The sequence below is a fragment of the Arthrobacter russicus genome (assembly GCF_031454135.1).
In the GTDB taxonomy this organism is placed as follows: Bacteria; Actinomycetota; Actinomycetes; order Actinomycetales; family Micrococcaceae; genus Renibacterium; species Renibacterium russicum.
This window is the reverse complement of the sequence record NZ_JAVDQF010000001.1, coordinates 2,724,190-2,740,079: the sequence shown is the minus strand read 5'-3', so window position 1 is coordinate 2,740,079 and position 15,890 is coordinate 2,724,190. Positions and strand designations below refer to the sequence as shown.

Sequence of the window (15,890 nt, the reverse complement as noted above, 5' to 3'; positions counted from 1 at the left end):
GTGGGACCGGTCGGCTGGGCCGGGCTGCCGGTTCAGCCGGCCGGTTCCACCAAACCGGTGTCATAGGCGAGCACCACGGCCTGCACGCGATCGCGCAGGTCCAGTTTGTTCAGCACTTTCGAGACGTGCGTTTTCACGGTCTGCTCCGCGATGAACAGCTCGGCCGCGATTTCCTGGTTGGACAAGCCCCGGCCCACCAGGGTCAGCACTTCGCGTTCCCGTTCGGTCAGCCCATTCAACCGGCTCGTCTGGACCGGGCTGCGCGGCCGGCTCTTGGCGAAATTCTCGATCAGCCGTTTGGTGACACTCGGCGCCAGCAACGCCTCCCCCGAGGCGACGATCCGCACCGCCGAGACCAGTTCGTCCGCGAGCGCGTCTTTGAGCAGGAAGCCGCTGGCACCCATCGCCAAGGCGTCGTAGACGTAGTCGTCGATGTCGAAGGTGGTGAGCATCAAAACTTTGGTGCCGTAGCCCGCCGCCAGGATCCGCTGCGCGGCTTCCAAACCGTTGAGCTCGGGCATCCGCACATCGAGCAACGCCACGTCCGGGTGCATCTGGGCGCATAGCGAAACGGCTTCCACCCCGTTCACCGCTTGGCCCAGCACCTCGATATCGGTTTGGGCATTGAGCAGTGCAGCGAATCCGGCCCGCACCATGGCCTGATCGTCCGCGAGCACTACCGAGATGGTCATCTGTTCTTCCCTGTCTTCGGCCGTCCCGGCGTCGTCGTTTCACCTTCCAGCGGCAGCGTGGCCACCACCCGGAACCCTCCTCCGGGCAGGGGGCCGTAATCGAGCCTACCGCCAACCGCCTGCGCGCGCTCCTGCATGCCGACCAAGCCGTGCCCGCCGCTGCTCACCGTCGCCGCGGCCTTGGCCGCGCCGTTTTCGACCACCACGGTCAGCTGCTCGCCATGGGACTCCAAGTCCACCGAGGCATGCGATTGCGGCGCGTGCCGGACCACGTTGCTCAGCGCCTCCTGGACGATCCGGTACACCGCCAAGCCCAGCACCGGCCCGGGGCTCAAGCCAGCGGGCGCCTCGAAATCCACCTCGATGCCGGCTCGCCGGATCGAACCCACCAACGCTTCCAGATCATCCAAGCCCGGCTGCGGCAGGGTCTCCCGGCCGGCGGATTCCGAACGCAGTACGCCGAGCATCTGCCGCATTTCCGCCATCGCGCGGCGGGAGTGCCCGGCGATTTCGTCGAACTCGGCCACGATCCGTTCGTCCATGCCGGGGTACCGGTAGCGTGCTGTGGTCGCCTGCACGGTGACCAGGGACATTCCGTGGGCCACCACATCATGTAGTTCCCGGGCGATTCCGGCACGTTCTTCGACCAATTCGCGCCGGGCGGCCTCGGCCGCGCTGACTGTGCGTTCCACGGTCAGTTGTTGCCGGATCAACTGCCACTGCCGGGCGATGATCGAGGCGAGCAGCGCTCCGAAGGAAATCGAAGCGAAGACCACCATATTGGTGATTTCGGCCTGCGGCACGTCTTGGCTGCCGAGGTGCGAAGCGCCGATCGAGACCAAGACCACGCTGGCCAGCCAACCGGCGGCGGCCAGATACCAGGGCGCGCGGAATCCGCTGATCACGGTGACCGCAAGCTGGGTGAGCAGGGCCACCACGGTGAACGGGCGCGGCAACGTCGATTCGGGGGCAATCACCCAGGCGATCAGGGTGACGCACACCACGGACAGCAGGATCCCGGGCAGTGGGCGGTTGTAGGTGAGCAGGATGCTGCCCGCGTGGGCCACGGCGAGGGCGAACCCGACCACCACGTTCATCTCGTAGAGCGCGGTGTTCAACGCCGCCCCGAGCACCAGCATGACCAGGGTCACGAACGGCAGCAGGACCAGTTCCCAACGCGTGCGCAACATGCTGCGCAGCCGCTCGGACGAACCTTGCTTCAGCCACTCCGCACGCTGCCGGCTATCCCGGGTCTCGGTCCCGGCAGAGCCTCCGACGGTCCGCCGGCGAACCGTCCAAGACCGCCAATCAGGCTTCGGAATTCCAGGCATCTACATTCGGCCCATCATGCGAGGGATCGGCCACCGCAGGGCCGCCGGCAGCTTCCCCTTGCCAGCTGATCACCCTCCATGGCCGTTCCGGATCTCCCGTGCCGTCTTCCAAAACGACGACTCCGGTATTGCTCAGGTCGTATTTCTCCGGGGTCCGCGGATCCAGGTTGACTGCGCGGGCCGCCGTCCAGGTCCGGATCATCGCACCATGGCTGACCACCGCGACGCTGGCATGGCCGGCGTCGCGCGCTTCTGCGACGACGTCGTCGAACCGGCCGAGGACCTCGCTCCCGGTGTCCGCGCCGGGCATCCGATGTTCCGGGTTCCCGCGCAACCATTCGGAAACCACTTTGAGGTACGCCATCACTGAATCCAGGTCGGCTGCCATCTCGAGATCGCCGGCCGCGATCTCCCGCGCTCCGGCGCGCACGACCGGCGGCAAGGACCGGGCTTCGGCAAGCGGCTGCGCGGTCTGCTGCGCCCGGGTGGCCACCGAGGTGTAAATCGCATCCAGGGGTTCGTCGGCGAGCGCCGGAACCAGGCTCGTCGCCTGGGCCCGGCCCAACTCGGTCAGCTCCGGTCCCGGCATCGCGGTGTCCAGCAGTCGGTGCACATTGGATTCAGTCTGGCCATGTCGGATGAGAATGAGACGCATGGTTCCATTCTGTCATCGCAGATCAGGCTGTCATCCCCCTGAGGAGCTGTTTCGGCTCACCCGGTGGGACTACGGCTCCGGAATCCGGGCGTCGTAGCGCAGGAATTTCGGCTGCATTTTCAGCAGCACCCAGAGCGCGCCGATGCAGAGCAGGCCGCCGGCCACCGCAGCCATCGCCTCGCCCAGCAGCTGCCCAGCGCTGCCGGCGAACAAGTCGCCCAGTCGGGGTCCGCCGGCCACCACCACGATGAAGATCCCCTGCAGCCGTCCGCGCAAATGGTCCGGAGTGGCCGATTGCAAGATCGTGGAGCGGAACACCCCGCTGATCGAATCGGCGATCCCGGACAGCACCAAGAGTGCGAACACCACGGCGAGCCAGGCCGAAACTCCAGCGCCGTCGTGCTTTCCGGCGGCCAGCAGCGCCATGCCGACCCCGGCGATCGAGCCGCCCCAGAGCGTGATGCAGACGCCTACCGCCAAGCCCTGCCGGCGAACCTTGCCGAGCGGACCGGAGAACAGCGCGGCCAGCAACGAGCCGATCGCGATCGCGGCCAACAGCAAACCGGACGTCGCCTCGCCTCCGCCGAGCCATACCGCGCCGATCGCCGGGAACAATGCCCGGGGCATCGCGAAAACCATGGCGCACAAATCGACCAGGAAGGTCATCCGGATATTCGGTCGCACCGCAACGAACCGCAGCCCTTCGAGCACCGAACGCAGGCCGGCTTTGTGCACTTCGCCTTCCGGCGGCACCGGGGGCAGCCGGAATACCGCCCAGAGCACTGCGGTGAAGGTGAGCGCATCGATCGAATAGGTCCAGCCATAGCCCACGGTGGCCACCAGGAACCCGGCGAGCAGCGGCCCGACGCTCATCCCGGCACCGAACACGATCATGCTCAAGGCATTGGAAGCCGGCAGCAATTCGGGCCGCACCAAGCGCGGAATGATCGCGCTACGCGCCGCCTGGTTGATGCCCATTGCCGCGCTCTGGATCGCAGCGAACAGATAGAGCAACCAGACTTGCTCCAGGTTCAACCAGGCCTGGAACGCCACGCCGAGAGTCACCGCCCACAGCACGATCGAGGCGAGGATCGCGATTTTACGGCGATCGTGCGCATCCACGATCGAGCCACCGTACAGGCCGGCCGCGACCAATGGGATCAGCGAGAACACGCCGATCATGCCCACCGCGAAGGTCGATTGGGTCAAGGCATAGACCTGCAACGACATCGCCACCAGGGTCAGCGGCGCACCGATCGCGGAGAGCGCCATGCCGATCCAGAGTCTGCGGTAGGCCGGACTTTCCCGCAGGGGCGAGAGGTCCACCAAAAGTTTTCGCACCGGATCAGACTAATGCGTTCCAGACCGCCCGCGCACAGCTTCGGCAAAGCCGGACTCCAGGCGCGGCACAAACTTAGGTTCACCTTATTACGAATTACTCAGAATAAATGTTTGACTTGTTCCATGACCGTGACGCGCGACACTGCTACCGGCCTACCGGCTCCGGAGCAGACTCAGCAGGACTGGGAAACCAGCCTGCGCGCACACGGGCGCCGGGTCACCAAGCAGCGGCTGGCCGTCCTTGCCGCCTCGCACATCGCCCCGCACCAAGATGCCGAGCACATCTGGCGCGAAGCCCGCGGCGGATTGCCGGAACTGACCCTGCAAAGCGTCTACACCGTTTTGGCGGACCTCACCGGCCTGGGATTGCTACGCAAGATCGAGCCGACGTCCGGCCCGGCCCGCTACGAAACCCGAGTGGGCGACAACCACCACCACGCGGTGTGCACGGTCTGCGGCCGGATCGAAGACGTGGATTGCGCGGTAGGCCACGCGCCTTGCCTGCAACCGGCGGATTCGACCATGGCCATTTACCGGGCAGAAGTCACCTTTCATGGCATCTGCGCTGATTGCGCCGCATCGGATGCGGCGACCCAAAGTTTCCATTCCACCGCACGAAACACAACTGAAGGAGAGTCATGACCGTCAATTCTACGACCCAGTCCGGCGCCCCCGTCACGTCCGACGCGCATTCCGCAAGCGTCGGCCAGGATGGCGCCATTGCGCTGACCGACCACTACTTGGTCGAGAAGCTGGCCCAGTTCAACCGCGAGCGGGTCCCGGAGCGCGTAGTGCACGCCAAAGGCGGCGGCGCATTCGGCACCTTCGTCACCAAAGAAGATGTCTCCAAGTACACCAAGGCCGCACTGTTCCAGCCCGGCGCGGAAACCGAGATGCTGATCCGCTTCTCCTCCGTGGCCGGCGAGCAGGGCTCCCCGGACACCTGGCGCGATCCGCGCGGCTTCGCGATCAAGTTCTACACCAGTGAAGGCAATTACGACCTGGTCGGCAACAACACCCCGGTGTTCTTCATCCGCGACGGCATCAAGTTCCCCGACTTCATCCACTCGCAGAAGCGTCTGCCGGGTTCCAACCTGCGCGATGCGGATATGCAGTGGGACTTCTGGACCCTCTCTCCCGAATCCGCACACCAGGTGACCTGGTTGATGGGCGACCGCGGCCTGCCGCTGTCCTGGCGCAAGATGCAGGGCTATGGCTCGCACACTTACCAATGGATCAATGCCGCGGGCGAGCGCTTCTGGGTCAAGTACCACTTCCACAGCAACCAGGGCGTTGAAGGCATGTCCAACGAGCAGGCTGCCGAATTGGCCGGCTCGGACGGCGATCACCACATCCGTGACCTCTACGAGGCCATCGACAAGGGCGACTTCCCCTCCTGGGAACTGCACGTCCAGGTCATGCCGTACGAAGACGCCAAGGATTACCGGTTCAACCCCTTCGACCTGACCAAGGTCTGGCCCAAGGCTGATTACCCGCTGATCCACGTCGGCACCATGACGCTGAACAAGAACCCGGAGAACTACTTCGCGCAGATCGAGCAGGCGACCTTCGCGCCGTCGAACTTCGTGCCGGGCATCGCTGCCTCGCCGGACAAGATGCTGCAGGCCCGGATCTTCTCCTACGCGGACGCACACCGTTACCGGGTGGGCACCAACCACGCGCAGATCCCGGTGAACGCCCCGAAGAACGAGGTGCACAACTACTCGCAGAACGGTGCAGCCCGCTACACCTTCAACTCGGCGGCCACTCCGAACTACGCACCGAACTCCAAGGGCGGCCCGGCTGCTGACGAGTCGAAGTTCCAGGCCGGCGGCTGGGAGAACGACGGCGAGCTGACCATCGCGGCGGCCCGCCTGCACTCCGAAGACAGCGACTTCGGCCAGGCCGGCACGCTGTACCGCGAGGTCTTCGACGACGGCGCCAAGGCCCGTTTCCTGGAGACCATCACCGGTGCGGTGGGCGGCGTGCAGGATGCCGACATCAAGGAACGAGCAATCCAGTACTGGACCAATGTGGATTCCGACCTCGGTGCCAAGCTGCGCGCCAACTTGGGTGCGGGTGACAAAGGCTCAGCCGACGGCGCGGTCCAGCAGGGCGGCCTGACCGGCGAGCACGACGGCGCCCAGTAAGCTCGTTTGACCTGAAAGCGGCGGCGTCTGCGGTAGTGAGAATTCACGAACCGCAGACGCCGCCGCTTTGCGTCCTTCCGGTTTCAGTTAGTCGATTGTCTTGTAGTTAGGCGTTTGCACGACAAACGGCTAACCAAAGTGCAAAGGACTATCCCGGATCGTCAAAGCGACTCGTGCAGGGCTGCGATCAGCCGGCGCATCCGTTCGTCGATTTGCGGCACCATGGAGAGCTCCATCCGCTGGCTCACATAGCCGAAGCCGATCCCGCTGGCCGGATGCGCGAAGCCCAGCCGCCCGCCCATCCCGGTATGGCCGAACGAGCCTTCGCCGAGCATCGGCTGGAACTGGTCGTCGAGATGGAACCCGATCCCCCAGCGCGGGTCCGGCTGCGGAGTCCCGTCCGGCAGCGGCGGCCGATGCACCCCGCCCGTGGTGAGCACTCCGGCAGCAGCCACGGTTTCGGCGGAAAGCAGCCGGATGCCGTCCACTTCGCCGATCAGTGCGGCGTACATCCGGGCCAGGGCACGACCGTTGTTCGCGCCGCTTGCACCGGCCAGAGCCGCAGCCCGGAAGCCTCTGCTGTTGAACTCCGAATCGATGCTCGGCGGCATCGACGATTCGGCGAGTTGTTGGAAGGTGCGGACCGAAGCCGCGACATCGGCCGGGAGTTGCTTGAGCGCTTCGTCGGGTATCGACGGCGGCGCGTCAAAGCTCCGGTAAGTGCTGCGGCGGAACCGGCCCTCCTCGGCTTCCGGCAATCCGATCCAGAATTCCAAACCGAGCGGCCCCGCCACTTCATCGGCGAAAAACTCGCCGATGGGTTTTCCACTGACCCGGCGCACGATCTCGCCGACCAGGGTGCCGAAGGTGATTGCGTGGTAGATGAACGTGGAATCGGCCGGGTAGTAAGTGGGCCGCGCGGCAAGCGAGGACTCGGCGCGTCCCGGTTCGTAGAACTGTTCCAACGGCCCGGGCAAATAGGGCAGTGCGGAAAGGTGCCGCAGCACCATGTACACGGTGATGTCGGCTTTGCCTTCGGCGGCGAAATCCGGCCAGTAGCGGGCCACCGGGGCCTGCAGATCGATCAAGCCACGCTCAGCCAAACGGAGCAGGCAAATGGTCGCGGCACCTTTGGTGGTGGAAAATCCCAACCCGACGCTGTGCTTCTCCCACGGCGTCCCGTCATCCGGATCGACCCCGCCCCAGAGGTCCAGGACCGCTTGGCCGTGCCGGTAGAGGGCCAGCGATCCGCCGTCCTCGAGGCCGTCGGTGAAGAGCGAATCGAAGGCATCAGCAACTGGTTGGTAGCTATCCGCGACAAATCCCTGAGTCATATCCGAAGCCTATGTGCGATCGGCTACTTTTTCACGATCCGCCTTCTGCTCCCGGCCCAAGCGGGAATTCCACTGCCCGTAGCAGAAGTAGATGATCAAGCCCGCGACCAGCCAGATCGCAAAGAAGATCCAGGTCAAGGTCGCCAGATTGAACATCAAGTAAATGCACAGCAGGGCGGAAACGATCGGGATGACCGGGCCGAACGGCACCCGGAAGGCCGGCTTGAGATCAGGCTGCTTGCGACGCAGCACCAGAATTCCGATGCTGACCATGACGAAGGCGGACAACGTGCCGATGTTGATCATTTCGCTCAGCAACTCGATCGGCGTGAACCCGGCCAGCAGGGCCACCACCGCGCCGCAGATGATTTGGGTCCGGGCCGGCGTCGAGCGCTTCTCCGAGGTGCGCGACAGCGTCCTCGGCAGCAGCCCGTCCCGGCTCATCGCCATGGATACCCGAGCCAAGCCCATCAGCAGCACCATGATCACCGTGGTCAATCCGATGAGCGAGCCCAGGGCTATGACCACCACCGCCCAATCGGCGCCGACCAGCTGGAACGCGGTCGCCAGCGACGGGTCTTTCGCCTGCGCCAGGTCGGTGTAGGAAACCATCCCGGTCACGGTCAAAGTCACCAACACGTACAGCACGGTCACCACGGCAAGGCCGGCGAAGATGCCGCGCGGCAAGGTCTTTTTCGGGTTCTTGACCTCTTCGGCACTGGTCGCCACGACGTCGAAGCCGATGAAGGCGAAGAACACCAGGGCGGCTCCGGTGATGATGCCGCCGAAGCCGTACATCGCCGGCATCGAGCCGGAGAGGAAGGAAAGGAAAGGCTGCTCGGCCCAGGTGGCGGCAGCCGGAGCGGGCTGGCTCGGCGGCACGAACGGCGTGTAGTTCTGCGCCTTCACGAAGAAGAAGCCGACCACGATCACGAACAGCACGATCGCGATCTTGATCACGGTGACCACATTGTTGACCCGGGCGGAGAGCTTGGTGCCCAGGACCAGCACCACGGTGAACGCCGCCACTACGATCAGCGGACCCCAATACAGGGTCAGCCCGAAAACCGAGACTTCTGCAGGCAACGGCAGATTGATCGCATAGAGGAAATCAGAGAGGTAGACGCCCCAGTACTTGGCAATTACCGATGCCGCCATGAGCAGTTCCAGAATCAAGTTCCAGCCGATGATCCATGCCAGCAATTCACCCATCGTCGCGTAGGTGAACACATAGGCGCTACCAGTGACCGGAATCGCCGTAGCGAATTCGGCGTAGCACATGATCGCGGCCGCGCAGGTGATCGCGGCCAGGATGAAGGAGACCGTGACGGCCGGCCCGGCGTTGTGCGCAGCGGCCTTGGCGCCTACCGAGAAGATCCCAGCGCCGACTGCTACCGCGACGCCCATGATCATCAGATCCCAGGTGCTCAGTGAGCGCTTCAAGGTCCGTCCGGGCTCGGAAGCATCCGCCATCGATTGCTCGATGGATTTCGTGCGCATTAGATTCATTGATTTTGCCTTCGCCTTCATACCGTGCGTCGTTGCCCGGCCAGGGTAACCAAATTACCCTAACCAAAGCGGTTACTCGATCGCCCGATCAGCAGATCTGTCTCATATTCTGAGACAATCTCCGGGTGATTTCGGACAAGGAAAGGGCGGGCAGCATGCTGCCCGCCCTTTCCTTCAGCCTATCGCTTAGCTATTCCGACGGCGCACTGCGGCACCGAGCAACAGCATGACGCCGATCAGGAAGGCGCCACCGGCACCGATCAACAGCGGCAGCAAACCCTGCGCGCCGGTTTCCGGCAGATTCGGAGCCGGCGGGTCGACTGGGGTCGGTGTCACCGGGTTGCTGGTGCAGGTCTCGACGCCCGGTTCGCACGTGGTCGGCGGGACTTCACCAGGGTTCACCAGGAAGTTGCCCAACACGTTATTGCCCCGCTGTCCATCCGGCTTCACCGTCACCTTGTAGGTCACGGTCACTGTCTGGCCCGGCTGCAGGGTTCCCGTGACCGAGATCTTGCCGTTGCTGCCATCGGTAGCGGTCAACGCCGGGTCCGAGGACACCGGAGCCGACGTGATCGTGGCATCGTCGAGCACATTGCTCAGGTCATCGACCCGGTCGACGTTTCCGGCGGCAGCACCCTTGTTCTCGAAGGTCAGCGTGTAGCTGAGTTCCTGCCCCTGGGTCACCGCGGTCCCGGACGCCGGATTGACCGATTTCTTGTCCGAAAGGTCCGAGGCCGGGTTCACCGTGCAGTCCGGGTTTCCCGGCTCGCAGGTGGTCGGCGGAGTGACGCCCGGATCGACCAGGAAGTTGCCCAACACGTTGTCACCGCGCTGGCCGTTCGGCTTCACGGTCACGGTGTAGCTCACCGTGACGGTTTGGCCGGCAGCCAAGGAACCCTTGACCGTGATCTTTCCATCGCTGCCGTCCGATACCGTCAGCGCGGAGTCCGAGGACACCGGTGCCGAGCTGATCGTCGCGTCGTCGAGCACGTTGCTCAGGTCATCGACCCGGTCAACATCCCCGGCAGCCGCACCGGTGTTCTTGAAGGTCAACGTGTACGTCAGCTCCTGGCCGGCCGATACTGCGGCTCCGGAGGCCGGGTCGACGGACTTGGAGTCTTCCAACTGCGGTACCGGGTTCACCGTGCAGTCCGGGTTTCCCGGCTCGCAGGTAGTCGGCGGCTCCTCGCCTGGGTTGACCAAGAAGTTACCCAGCACGTTGTCGCCGCGCTGGCCATCCGGCTTCACCGTCACCTTGTAAGTCACCGTGACCTTCTGACCCGGCTGCAGGGTTCCCTTGACCGAGATCTTGCCGTCGGAGCCGTTGGTCACGGTCAGCGCGGAGTCCGAAGACACCGGAGCCGAGGTGATCGTGGCATCGTCGAGCACGTTGCTCAGGTCATCGACCCGGTCAACATTGCCGGCCGCCGCGCCCTTGTTCTCGAAGGTCAAGGTGTAGCTCAGCTCCTGGCCTGCGCGCACCGTGGTGCCGGAGGCCGGGTCGACGCTCTTGGAATCCTCCAGTTGCGGTACCGGGTTCACCGTACAGTCCGGGTTTCCCGGCTCACACGTGGTCGGCGGCTCCTCACCCGGATTCACCAGGAAGTTGCCCAACACATTATTGCCGCGCTGGCCATCCGGCTTCACCGTCACCTTGTAGCTCACGGTCACGGTCTGGCCCGGCTGCAAGGTTCCCTTGACCGTGATCTTGCCATCACTGCCATCGGAAACCGTCAATGCCGAATCAGATGCGGAAGGCGCCGTGGTCAACGTCGCGTCATCGAGCACGTTGCTCAGGTCATCGACCCGGTCAACATCCCCGGCAGCCGCGCCGGTGTTCTTGAAGGTCAACGTGTACGTCAGCTCCTGGCCGGCGACCACCGTCGTGTTCGACGCCGGATCCACCGACTTGGAATCTTCCAATTGCGGTACCGGGTTCACCGTGCAGTCCGGATTGCCCGGCTCGCACGTGGTCGGCGGGGTGACGCCCGGATCAACCAAGAAGTTGCCCAACACGTTATTGCCCCGCTGGCCATCCGGCTTCACCGTCACCTTGTAGGTCACCGTGACCGTCTGGCCCGGCTGCAAGGTTCCTTTGATCGCGATCTTGGCATCCGCGCCGTCCGTCACGGTCAGCGCGGAATCCGAAGACACCGGAGCCGAGGTGATCGTGGCATCGTCCAAAACGTTGGCCAAGTCATCAACACGATCAACGTTTCCGGCGGCAGCACCGGTGTTCTTGAAGGTCAACGTGTACGTCAGTTCCTGGCCGGCGACCACGGTCGTGTTCGACGCCGGGTCAACCGACTTGGAGTCCTCCAATTGCGGCACCGGGTTCACGGTACAATCCGGGTTGCCCGGTTCACAGGTGGTCGGCGGCTCCTCGCCTGGGTTGACCAAGAAGTTGCCCAGCACGTTGTTACCCCGCTGGCCGTCCGGCTTCACCGTCACCTTGTAGGTAACGGTCACGGTCTGGCCCGGCTGCAAGGTTCCCTTGACCGTGATCTTGCCATCACTGCCATCGGAAACCGTCAATGCCGAATCAGATGCGGAAGGCGCCGTGGTCAACGTCGCGTCATCGAGCACGTTGCTCAGGTCATCGACCCGGTCAACATCCCCGGCAGCCGCGCCGGTGTTCTTGAAGGTCAACGTGTACGTCAGCTCCTGGCCGGCGACCACCGTCGTGTTCGACGCCGGATCCACCGACTTGGAATCCTCCAATTGCGGTACCGGGTTCACCGTGCAGTCCGGATTACCCGGCTCACACGTAGTCGGCGGGGTGACGCCCGGATCAACCAAGAAGTTGCCCAACACGTTATTGCCCCGCTGGCCATCCGGCTTCACCGTCACCTTGTAGGTAACGGTGACCGTCTGGCCCGGCTGCAAGGTTCCTTTGATCGCGATCTTGGCATCCGCGCCGTCCGTCACGGTCAGCGCGGAATCCGAAGACACCGGAGCCGAGGTGATCGTGGCATCGTCCAAAACGTTGGCCAAGTCATCAACACGATCAACGTTTCCGGCGGCAGCACCGGTGTTCTTGAAGGTCAACGTGTACGTCAGTTCCTGGCCGGCGACCACCGTCGTGTTCGACGCCGGATCCACCGACTTGGAGTCCTCCAATTGCGGTACCGGGTTCACCGTGCAATCCGGATTGCCCGGCTCACAGGTGGTCGGCGGGGTGACGCCCGGATCAACCAGGAAGTTGCCCAACACATTGTCCCCACGCTGGCCATCCGGCTTGACCGTCACCTTGTAAGTCACCGTGACCGTCTGGCCCGGCTGCAGGGTGCCTTTAATGGTGATCTTTCCATCGGAGCCATCGGAAACTTCGAGTGCGGAATCAGAGGAAGCAGGCGCCGTGGTCAACGTCGCGTCATCGAGAACCTTGCTCAAGTCATCGACCCGATCAACGTTTCCGGCCGCAGCGCCCTTGTTCTCGAAGGTCAAGGTGTAGGTCAGCTCCTGGCCTGCGCGCACCGTGGTTCCGGAGGCCGGGTCGACAGACTTGGAATCCTCCAGCTGCGGTACCGGGTTCACCGTGCAGTCCGGATTGCCCGGCTCACAGGTGGTCGGCGGAGTGACGCCCGGATCAACCAGGAAGTTGCCCAACACGTTATTGCCCCGCTGGCCATCCGGCTTCACCGTCACCTTGTAAGTCACCGTGACCTTCTGGCCCGGCTGCAAGGTTCCCTTGATCGCGATCTTGCCATCAGACCCGTCGGTCACGGTCAACGCGGAATCCGAAGACACCGGAGCCGACGTGATCGTCGCGTCATCCAAAACATTGCTCAAGTCATCGACCCGGTCAACATTGCCAGCCGCAGCGCCCTTGTTCTCGAAGGTCAACGTGTAGGTCAATTCCTGGCCGGAGACCACGGTCGTGTTCGACGCCGGATCGACAGACTTGGAATCCTCCAATTGCGGTACCGGGTTCACCGTGCAATCCGGGTTGCCCGGCTCACACGTCGTCGGCGGCTCCTCACCCGGATTCACCAGGAAGTTGCCCAACACATTATTGCCCCGCTGGCCATCCGGCTTCACCGTCACCTTGTAAGTCACCGTGACCTTCTGACCGGCAGCCAAAGTTCCCTTGATCGCGATCTTGCCATCAGACCCGTCCGTCACAGTCAACGCAGAATCCGAAGACACCGGAGCCGACGTGATCGTGGCATCGTCCAAAACATTGGCCAAGTCATCGACCCGATCAACGTTTCCGGCAGCCGCGCCCTTGTTCTCGAAAGTCAACGTATAGGTCAGCTCTTGGCCGGAGACCACGGTCGTGTTCGACGCCGGATCCACACTCTTGGAATCCTCTACCTGCGGTACCGGGTTGACCGTGCAGTCTGGATTGTTCGGCTCGCACGTCGTCGGCGGGGTGACGCCCGGATCAACCAAGAAGTTGCCCAACACGTTGTTACCCCGCTGGCCATCCGGCTTCACCGTCACCTTGTACGTGACGGTGACCTTCTGACCGGGCTGCAGGGTTCCCTTGATGGCAATCTTGCCGTCGGACCCGTCGGTCACGGTCAACGCAGAATCCGAGGACACCGGAGCAGAGCTGATCGTCGCGTCATCCAAAACATTGGCCAAATCGTCAACGCGGTCAACCGTGCCAGCCGCAGCGCCCTTGTTCTCGAAGGTCAACGTGTACGTCAGTTCCTGACCGGCGCGCACCGTGGTGCCCGAGGCGGGATCGACGGACTTGGAATCCTCCAATTGCGGTACCGGGTTCACCGTACAGTCCGGATTGCCCGGCTCACACGTAGTCGGCGGGGTGACGCCCGGATCAACCAAGAAGTTGCCCAACACATTATTGCCCCGCTGGCCATCCGGCTTCACCGTCACCTTGTAAGTCACCGTGACCTTCTGACCGGCCGCCAAGGTTCCCTTGACCGAGATCTTGCCGTCACTGCCATTGGAAACCGTCAGCGCGGAGTCCGAGGACACCGGAGCCGACGTGATCGTCGCGTCATCCAAAACATTGGCCAAGTCATCGACCCGGTCAACCGTGCCCGGAGCTCCGCCTTTGTTCTCGAAGGTCAAGGTGTAGGTCAGTTCCTGACCGGCCTTCACGGCGGTCCCGGAAGCCGGATCAACCGACTTCGAATCCTGGACCAAAGGAACGCCCGTGGTCGTGGTACAGCTCGGATCGCCCGAGCCGGCCGCACAATTCGAACCACCGGTGACGACGTTCTTGAGCAAGCTATCGCCCCGCTGGCCATCGGCTTTCACCGTGGCGCTGTAGGTGATCGTCATCGAAGCACCGACGGCCAACGGCCCCGCCCAACTCAGCGTCGGCGCGGAGTAGCTCGGGGCCGGTCCGGCGGAGGCCTTGGCGTCATTGTTGTAGCTGGCGTCGTCGATCACGCGGCTCAGATCATCGGAGATCCGGGCCGGGTTGCCCGTGGTGTAGTCGACTTCACCGGTGTTGCGCAAGGTCAAGGTGTAGTTCACGACGTCGCCGGGCTTGGCTTCGGTTTTGTCGACCGACTTCTGCACCGTGAAGGATTGGGGTTTCGCGGTATTGGTGAACGTGCAAACCACGTTCGCGCCGTCCGAATTGGTCGGCACCGGGTAGGTGAAGGTTCCGGTGTTGCCGTTTCCGCTGGCCACGACCCGATTCGCACTATTGGTGTCAACACATTGCCAACGACTCACATAGTTGGCGAGGTTGGTGGTCCCGGCAGCCGTTTCGGTAATCGTGTAGCTGCGGTCCTGCAAAGTCAGGACCGGACCGGCGACCTGCGGCTGGATGCCGTTGGCGCTGCCCGAAGTGGTCGCGGTATTGCCGGTATTGATACCGGAACCCGTGATTTGCAAGTTGAACTGGTCGCTCGGCAGAATCCGGCCTGCGACGTTCTTCTGCACGCTGAGCGTGTTCGGCGATGCACAGCTGGCGAAATCGGAAGGCACAAAACCATTGGCCAGGGTGTAGCTTCCGGCGCTCTGTCCGCTGCTCGGGTCGATTCGGGTGACAGTGCTGCCAGAGCTCACATAGAGGTAGCCGTCGTTGGCGAAGGCGATGGCCGGGCTGTTCGTACCATCAGGAAGCACCGCGATCGTGGTCATGTTGATCGTGGCGTTGCCCGTTGTCGTTGGCACTCGATCCGTCGCCCGGTAAAGCCGTTCACCCGAGGTGATGTACAAAGTTCCGTTGCTGTCGAAGGCGAAATCACCGTTGTTCGCCTTTGAAACGACATCCGGCGCGAGGTCGCCCACTTTGCCGAGGAACGTGTTGTTTTTGGTATCGAAGACGTACACCGCGGCGTTGGAGCCGCTGGTCGAGAGGTAGAAGAGCCCGTTGACCGGGTTGACCGCGCCACGAATCGTGGCAGCACCTATGGTCGTGGCAACTTCCCGCAAGGTTCCGGCCTCTACATCGTGCACCACTACCGGGTAGTTGGGCCCCACGCTGCGGTAGCTGTAGGTGAACTTGCCGTCAGCGGACATGCCAAGCGAGTTATTGCCGACTCGGCCACCGGCAACCGGCACCTCGGTGTATTCACCCGTTGCAGTGTTGATCGCGATCAGCGTTCCGGTGCCCGCTTGGTTGCCGGTCCCGGTGTTGTTCGCGTAAATCGTGTTCACGCAACTGAGCGGCTGGCCCGGAGTCACTACCGGCGGAGCGGCTGGCAACGCTGCAGGCAATGCGGCTGCCGAGGTGCTGGTCGGGGCCGGTGCTGCATGGACGACGGCTGCGGGCGCAACTGTCGCCGAGACAGCAACGGCCAAGGTCGTTACCGTGAAAAGAGCGCGCGAAAGCGCGGACTTGATGAACAAGAAATCCTCCAATATGAATGAAATACAACCCCGCCCCCGCGAGGTACCCCAATACAACTGACGGCGACGTCAGCTTTTTTCAGTCCGATCGGATTGTA

General features: G+C 63.4%; 9 protein-coding genes. 2 read left to right on the top strand and 7 right to left on the bottom strand.

From position 1 onward, the window contains the following. Positions 1 to 32 precede the first annotated feature (32 nt). The 4 genes from JOE69_RS12750 to JOE69_RS12735 all read right to left on the bottom strand — a co-directional run bounded on the left by JOE69_RS12750 (position 33) and on the right by JOE69_RS12735 (position 4,019). Positions 33 to 692: a response regulator gene (locus JOE69_RS12750; protein WP_309799279.1), complete on the bottom strand. Its 660-nt coding sequence runs from the start codon at positions 690 to 692 to the stop codon at positions 33 to 35. Continuing rightward, positions 689 to 1,882, bottom strand: a complete 1,194-nt coding sequence (locus tag JOE69_RS12745; protein ID WP_309799277.1) for a sensor histidine kinase — start codon at positions 1,880 to 1,882, stop codon at positions 689 to 691. Before JOE69_RS12745 ends, JOE69_RS12750 begins: the two co-directional genes overlap by 4 nt. 118 nt (positions 1,883 to 2,000) lie before the next feature. Further along, on the bottom strand, positions 2,001 to 2,678 hold the full coding sequence (locus tag JOE69_RS12740; protein WP_309799275.1) for a histidine phosphatase family protein: 678 nt from the start codon (positions 2,676 to 2,678) through the stop codon (positions 2,001 to 2,003). Positions 2,679 to 2,747: 69 nt separating this feature from the next. Next, positions 2,748 to 4,019, bottom strand: coding sequence for an MFS transporter (locus tag JOE69_RS12735; protein WP_309799273.1), 1,272 nt, complete (start codon positions 4,017 to 4,019; stop codon positions 2,748 to 2,750). 123 nt (positions 4,020 to 4,142) lie between these two features. Here JOE69_RS12735 and JOE69_RS12730 point away from each other — a divergent pair, with 123 nt between their 5' ends. Then, the gene (locus JOE69_RS12730) at positions 4,143 to 4,661 is read left to right on the top strand and encodes a Fur family transcriptional regulator (protein ID WP_309799271.1); all 519 of its coding nucleotides are present in this window, start codon (positions 4,143 to 4,145) and stop codon (positions 4,659 to 4,661) included. Continuing rightward, positions 4,658 to 6,169: a catalase gene (locus tag JOE69_RS12725; RefSeq protein ID WP_309799268.1), complete on the top strand. Its 1,512-nt coding sequence runs from the start codon at positions 4,658 to 4,660 to the stop codon at positions 6,167 to 6,169. Before JOE69_RS12730 ends, JOE69_RS12725 begins: the two co-directional genes overlap by 4 nt. A gap of 161 nt (positions 6,170 to 6,330) precedes the next feature. Here JOE69_RS12725 and JOE69_RS12720 read toward each other — a convergent pair whose 3' ends face one another. The 3 genes from JOE69_RS12720 to JOE69_RS12710 form a co-directional block, all read right to left on the bottom strand. Next, positions 6,331 to 7,503: a serine hydrolase domain-containing protein gene (locus JOE69_RS12720; RefSeq protein ID WP_309799266.1), complete on the bottom strand. Its 1,173-nt coding sequence runs from the start codon at positions 7,501 to 7,503 to the stop codon at positions 6,331 to 6,333. A gap of 9 nt (positions 7,504 to 7,512) precedes the next feature. Beyond that, a complete protein-coding gene (locus tag JOE69_RS12715; RefSeq protein ID WP_309799264.1) occupies positions 7,513 to 9,012 on the bottom strand; it encodes an APC family permease in 1,500 nt (499 codons plus the stop codon). A gap of 186 nt (positions 9,013 to 9,198) precedes the next feature. Further along, positions 9,199 to 15,792: a DUF7927 domain-containing protein gene (locus JOE69_RS12710; RefSeq protein ID WP_309799262.1), complete on the bottom strand. Its 6,594-nt coding sequence runs from the start codon at positions 15,790 to 15,792 to the stop codon at positions 9,199 to 9,201. Positions 15,793 to 15,890: the final 98 nt, after the last annotated feature.

Excerpts from the sequence above, each read along its gene's own strand:
- JOE69_RS12725 (WP_309799268.1), top strand. The coding sequence starts at position 4,658 with ATGACCGTCAATTCTACGACCCAGTCCGGCGCCCCCGTCACGTCCGAC.
- JOE69_RS12720 (WP_309799266.1), bottom strand. The coding sequence starts at position 7,503 with ATGACTCAGGGATTTGTCGCGGATAGCTACCAACCAGTTGCTGATGCC.
- JOE69_RS12715 (WP_309799264.1), bottom strand. The coding sequence starts at position 9,012 with ATGAATCTAATGCGCACGAAATCCATCGAGCAATCGATGGCGGATGCT.
- JOE69_RS12740 (WP_309799275.1), bottom strand. The coding sequence starts at position 2,678 with ATGCGTCTCATTCTCATCCGACATGGCCAGACTGAATCCAATGTGCAC.
- JOE69_RS12745 (WP_309799277.1), bottom strand. The coding sequence starts at position 1,882 with ATGTTGCGCACGCGTTGGGAACTGGTCCTGCTGCCGTTCGTGACCCTG.
- JOE69_RS12750 (WP_309799279.1), bottom strand. The coding sequence starts at position 692 with ATGACCATCTCGGTAGTGCTCGCGGACGATCAGGCCATGGTGCGGGCC.
- JOE69_RS12730 (WP_309799271.1), top strand. The coding sequence starts at position 4,143 with ATGACCGTGACGCGCGACACTGCTACCGGCCTACCGGCTCCGGAGCAG.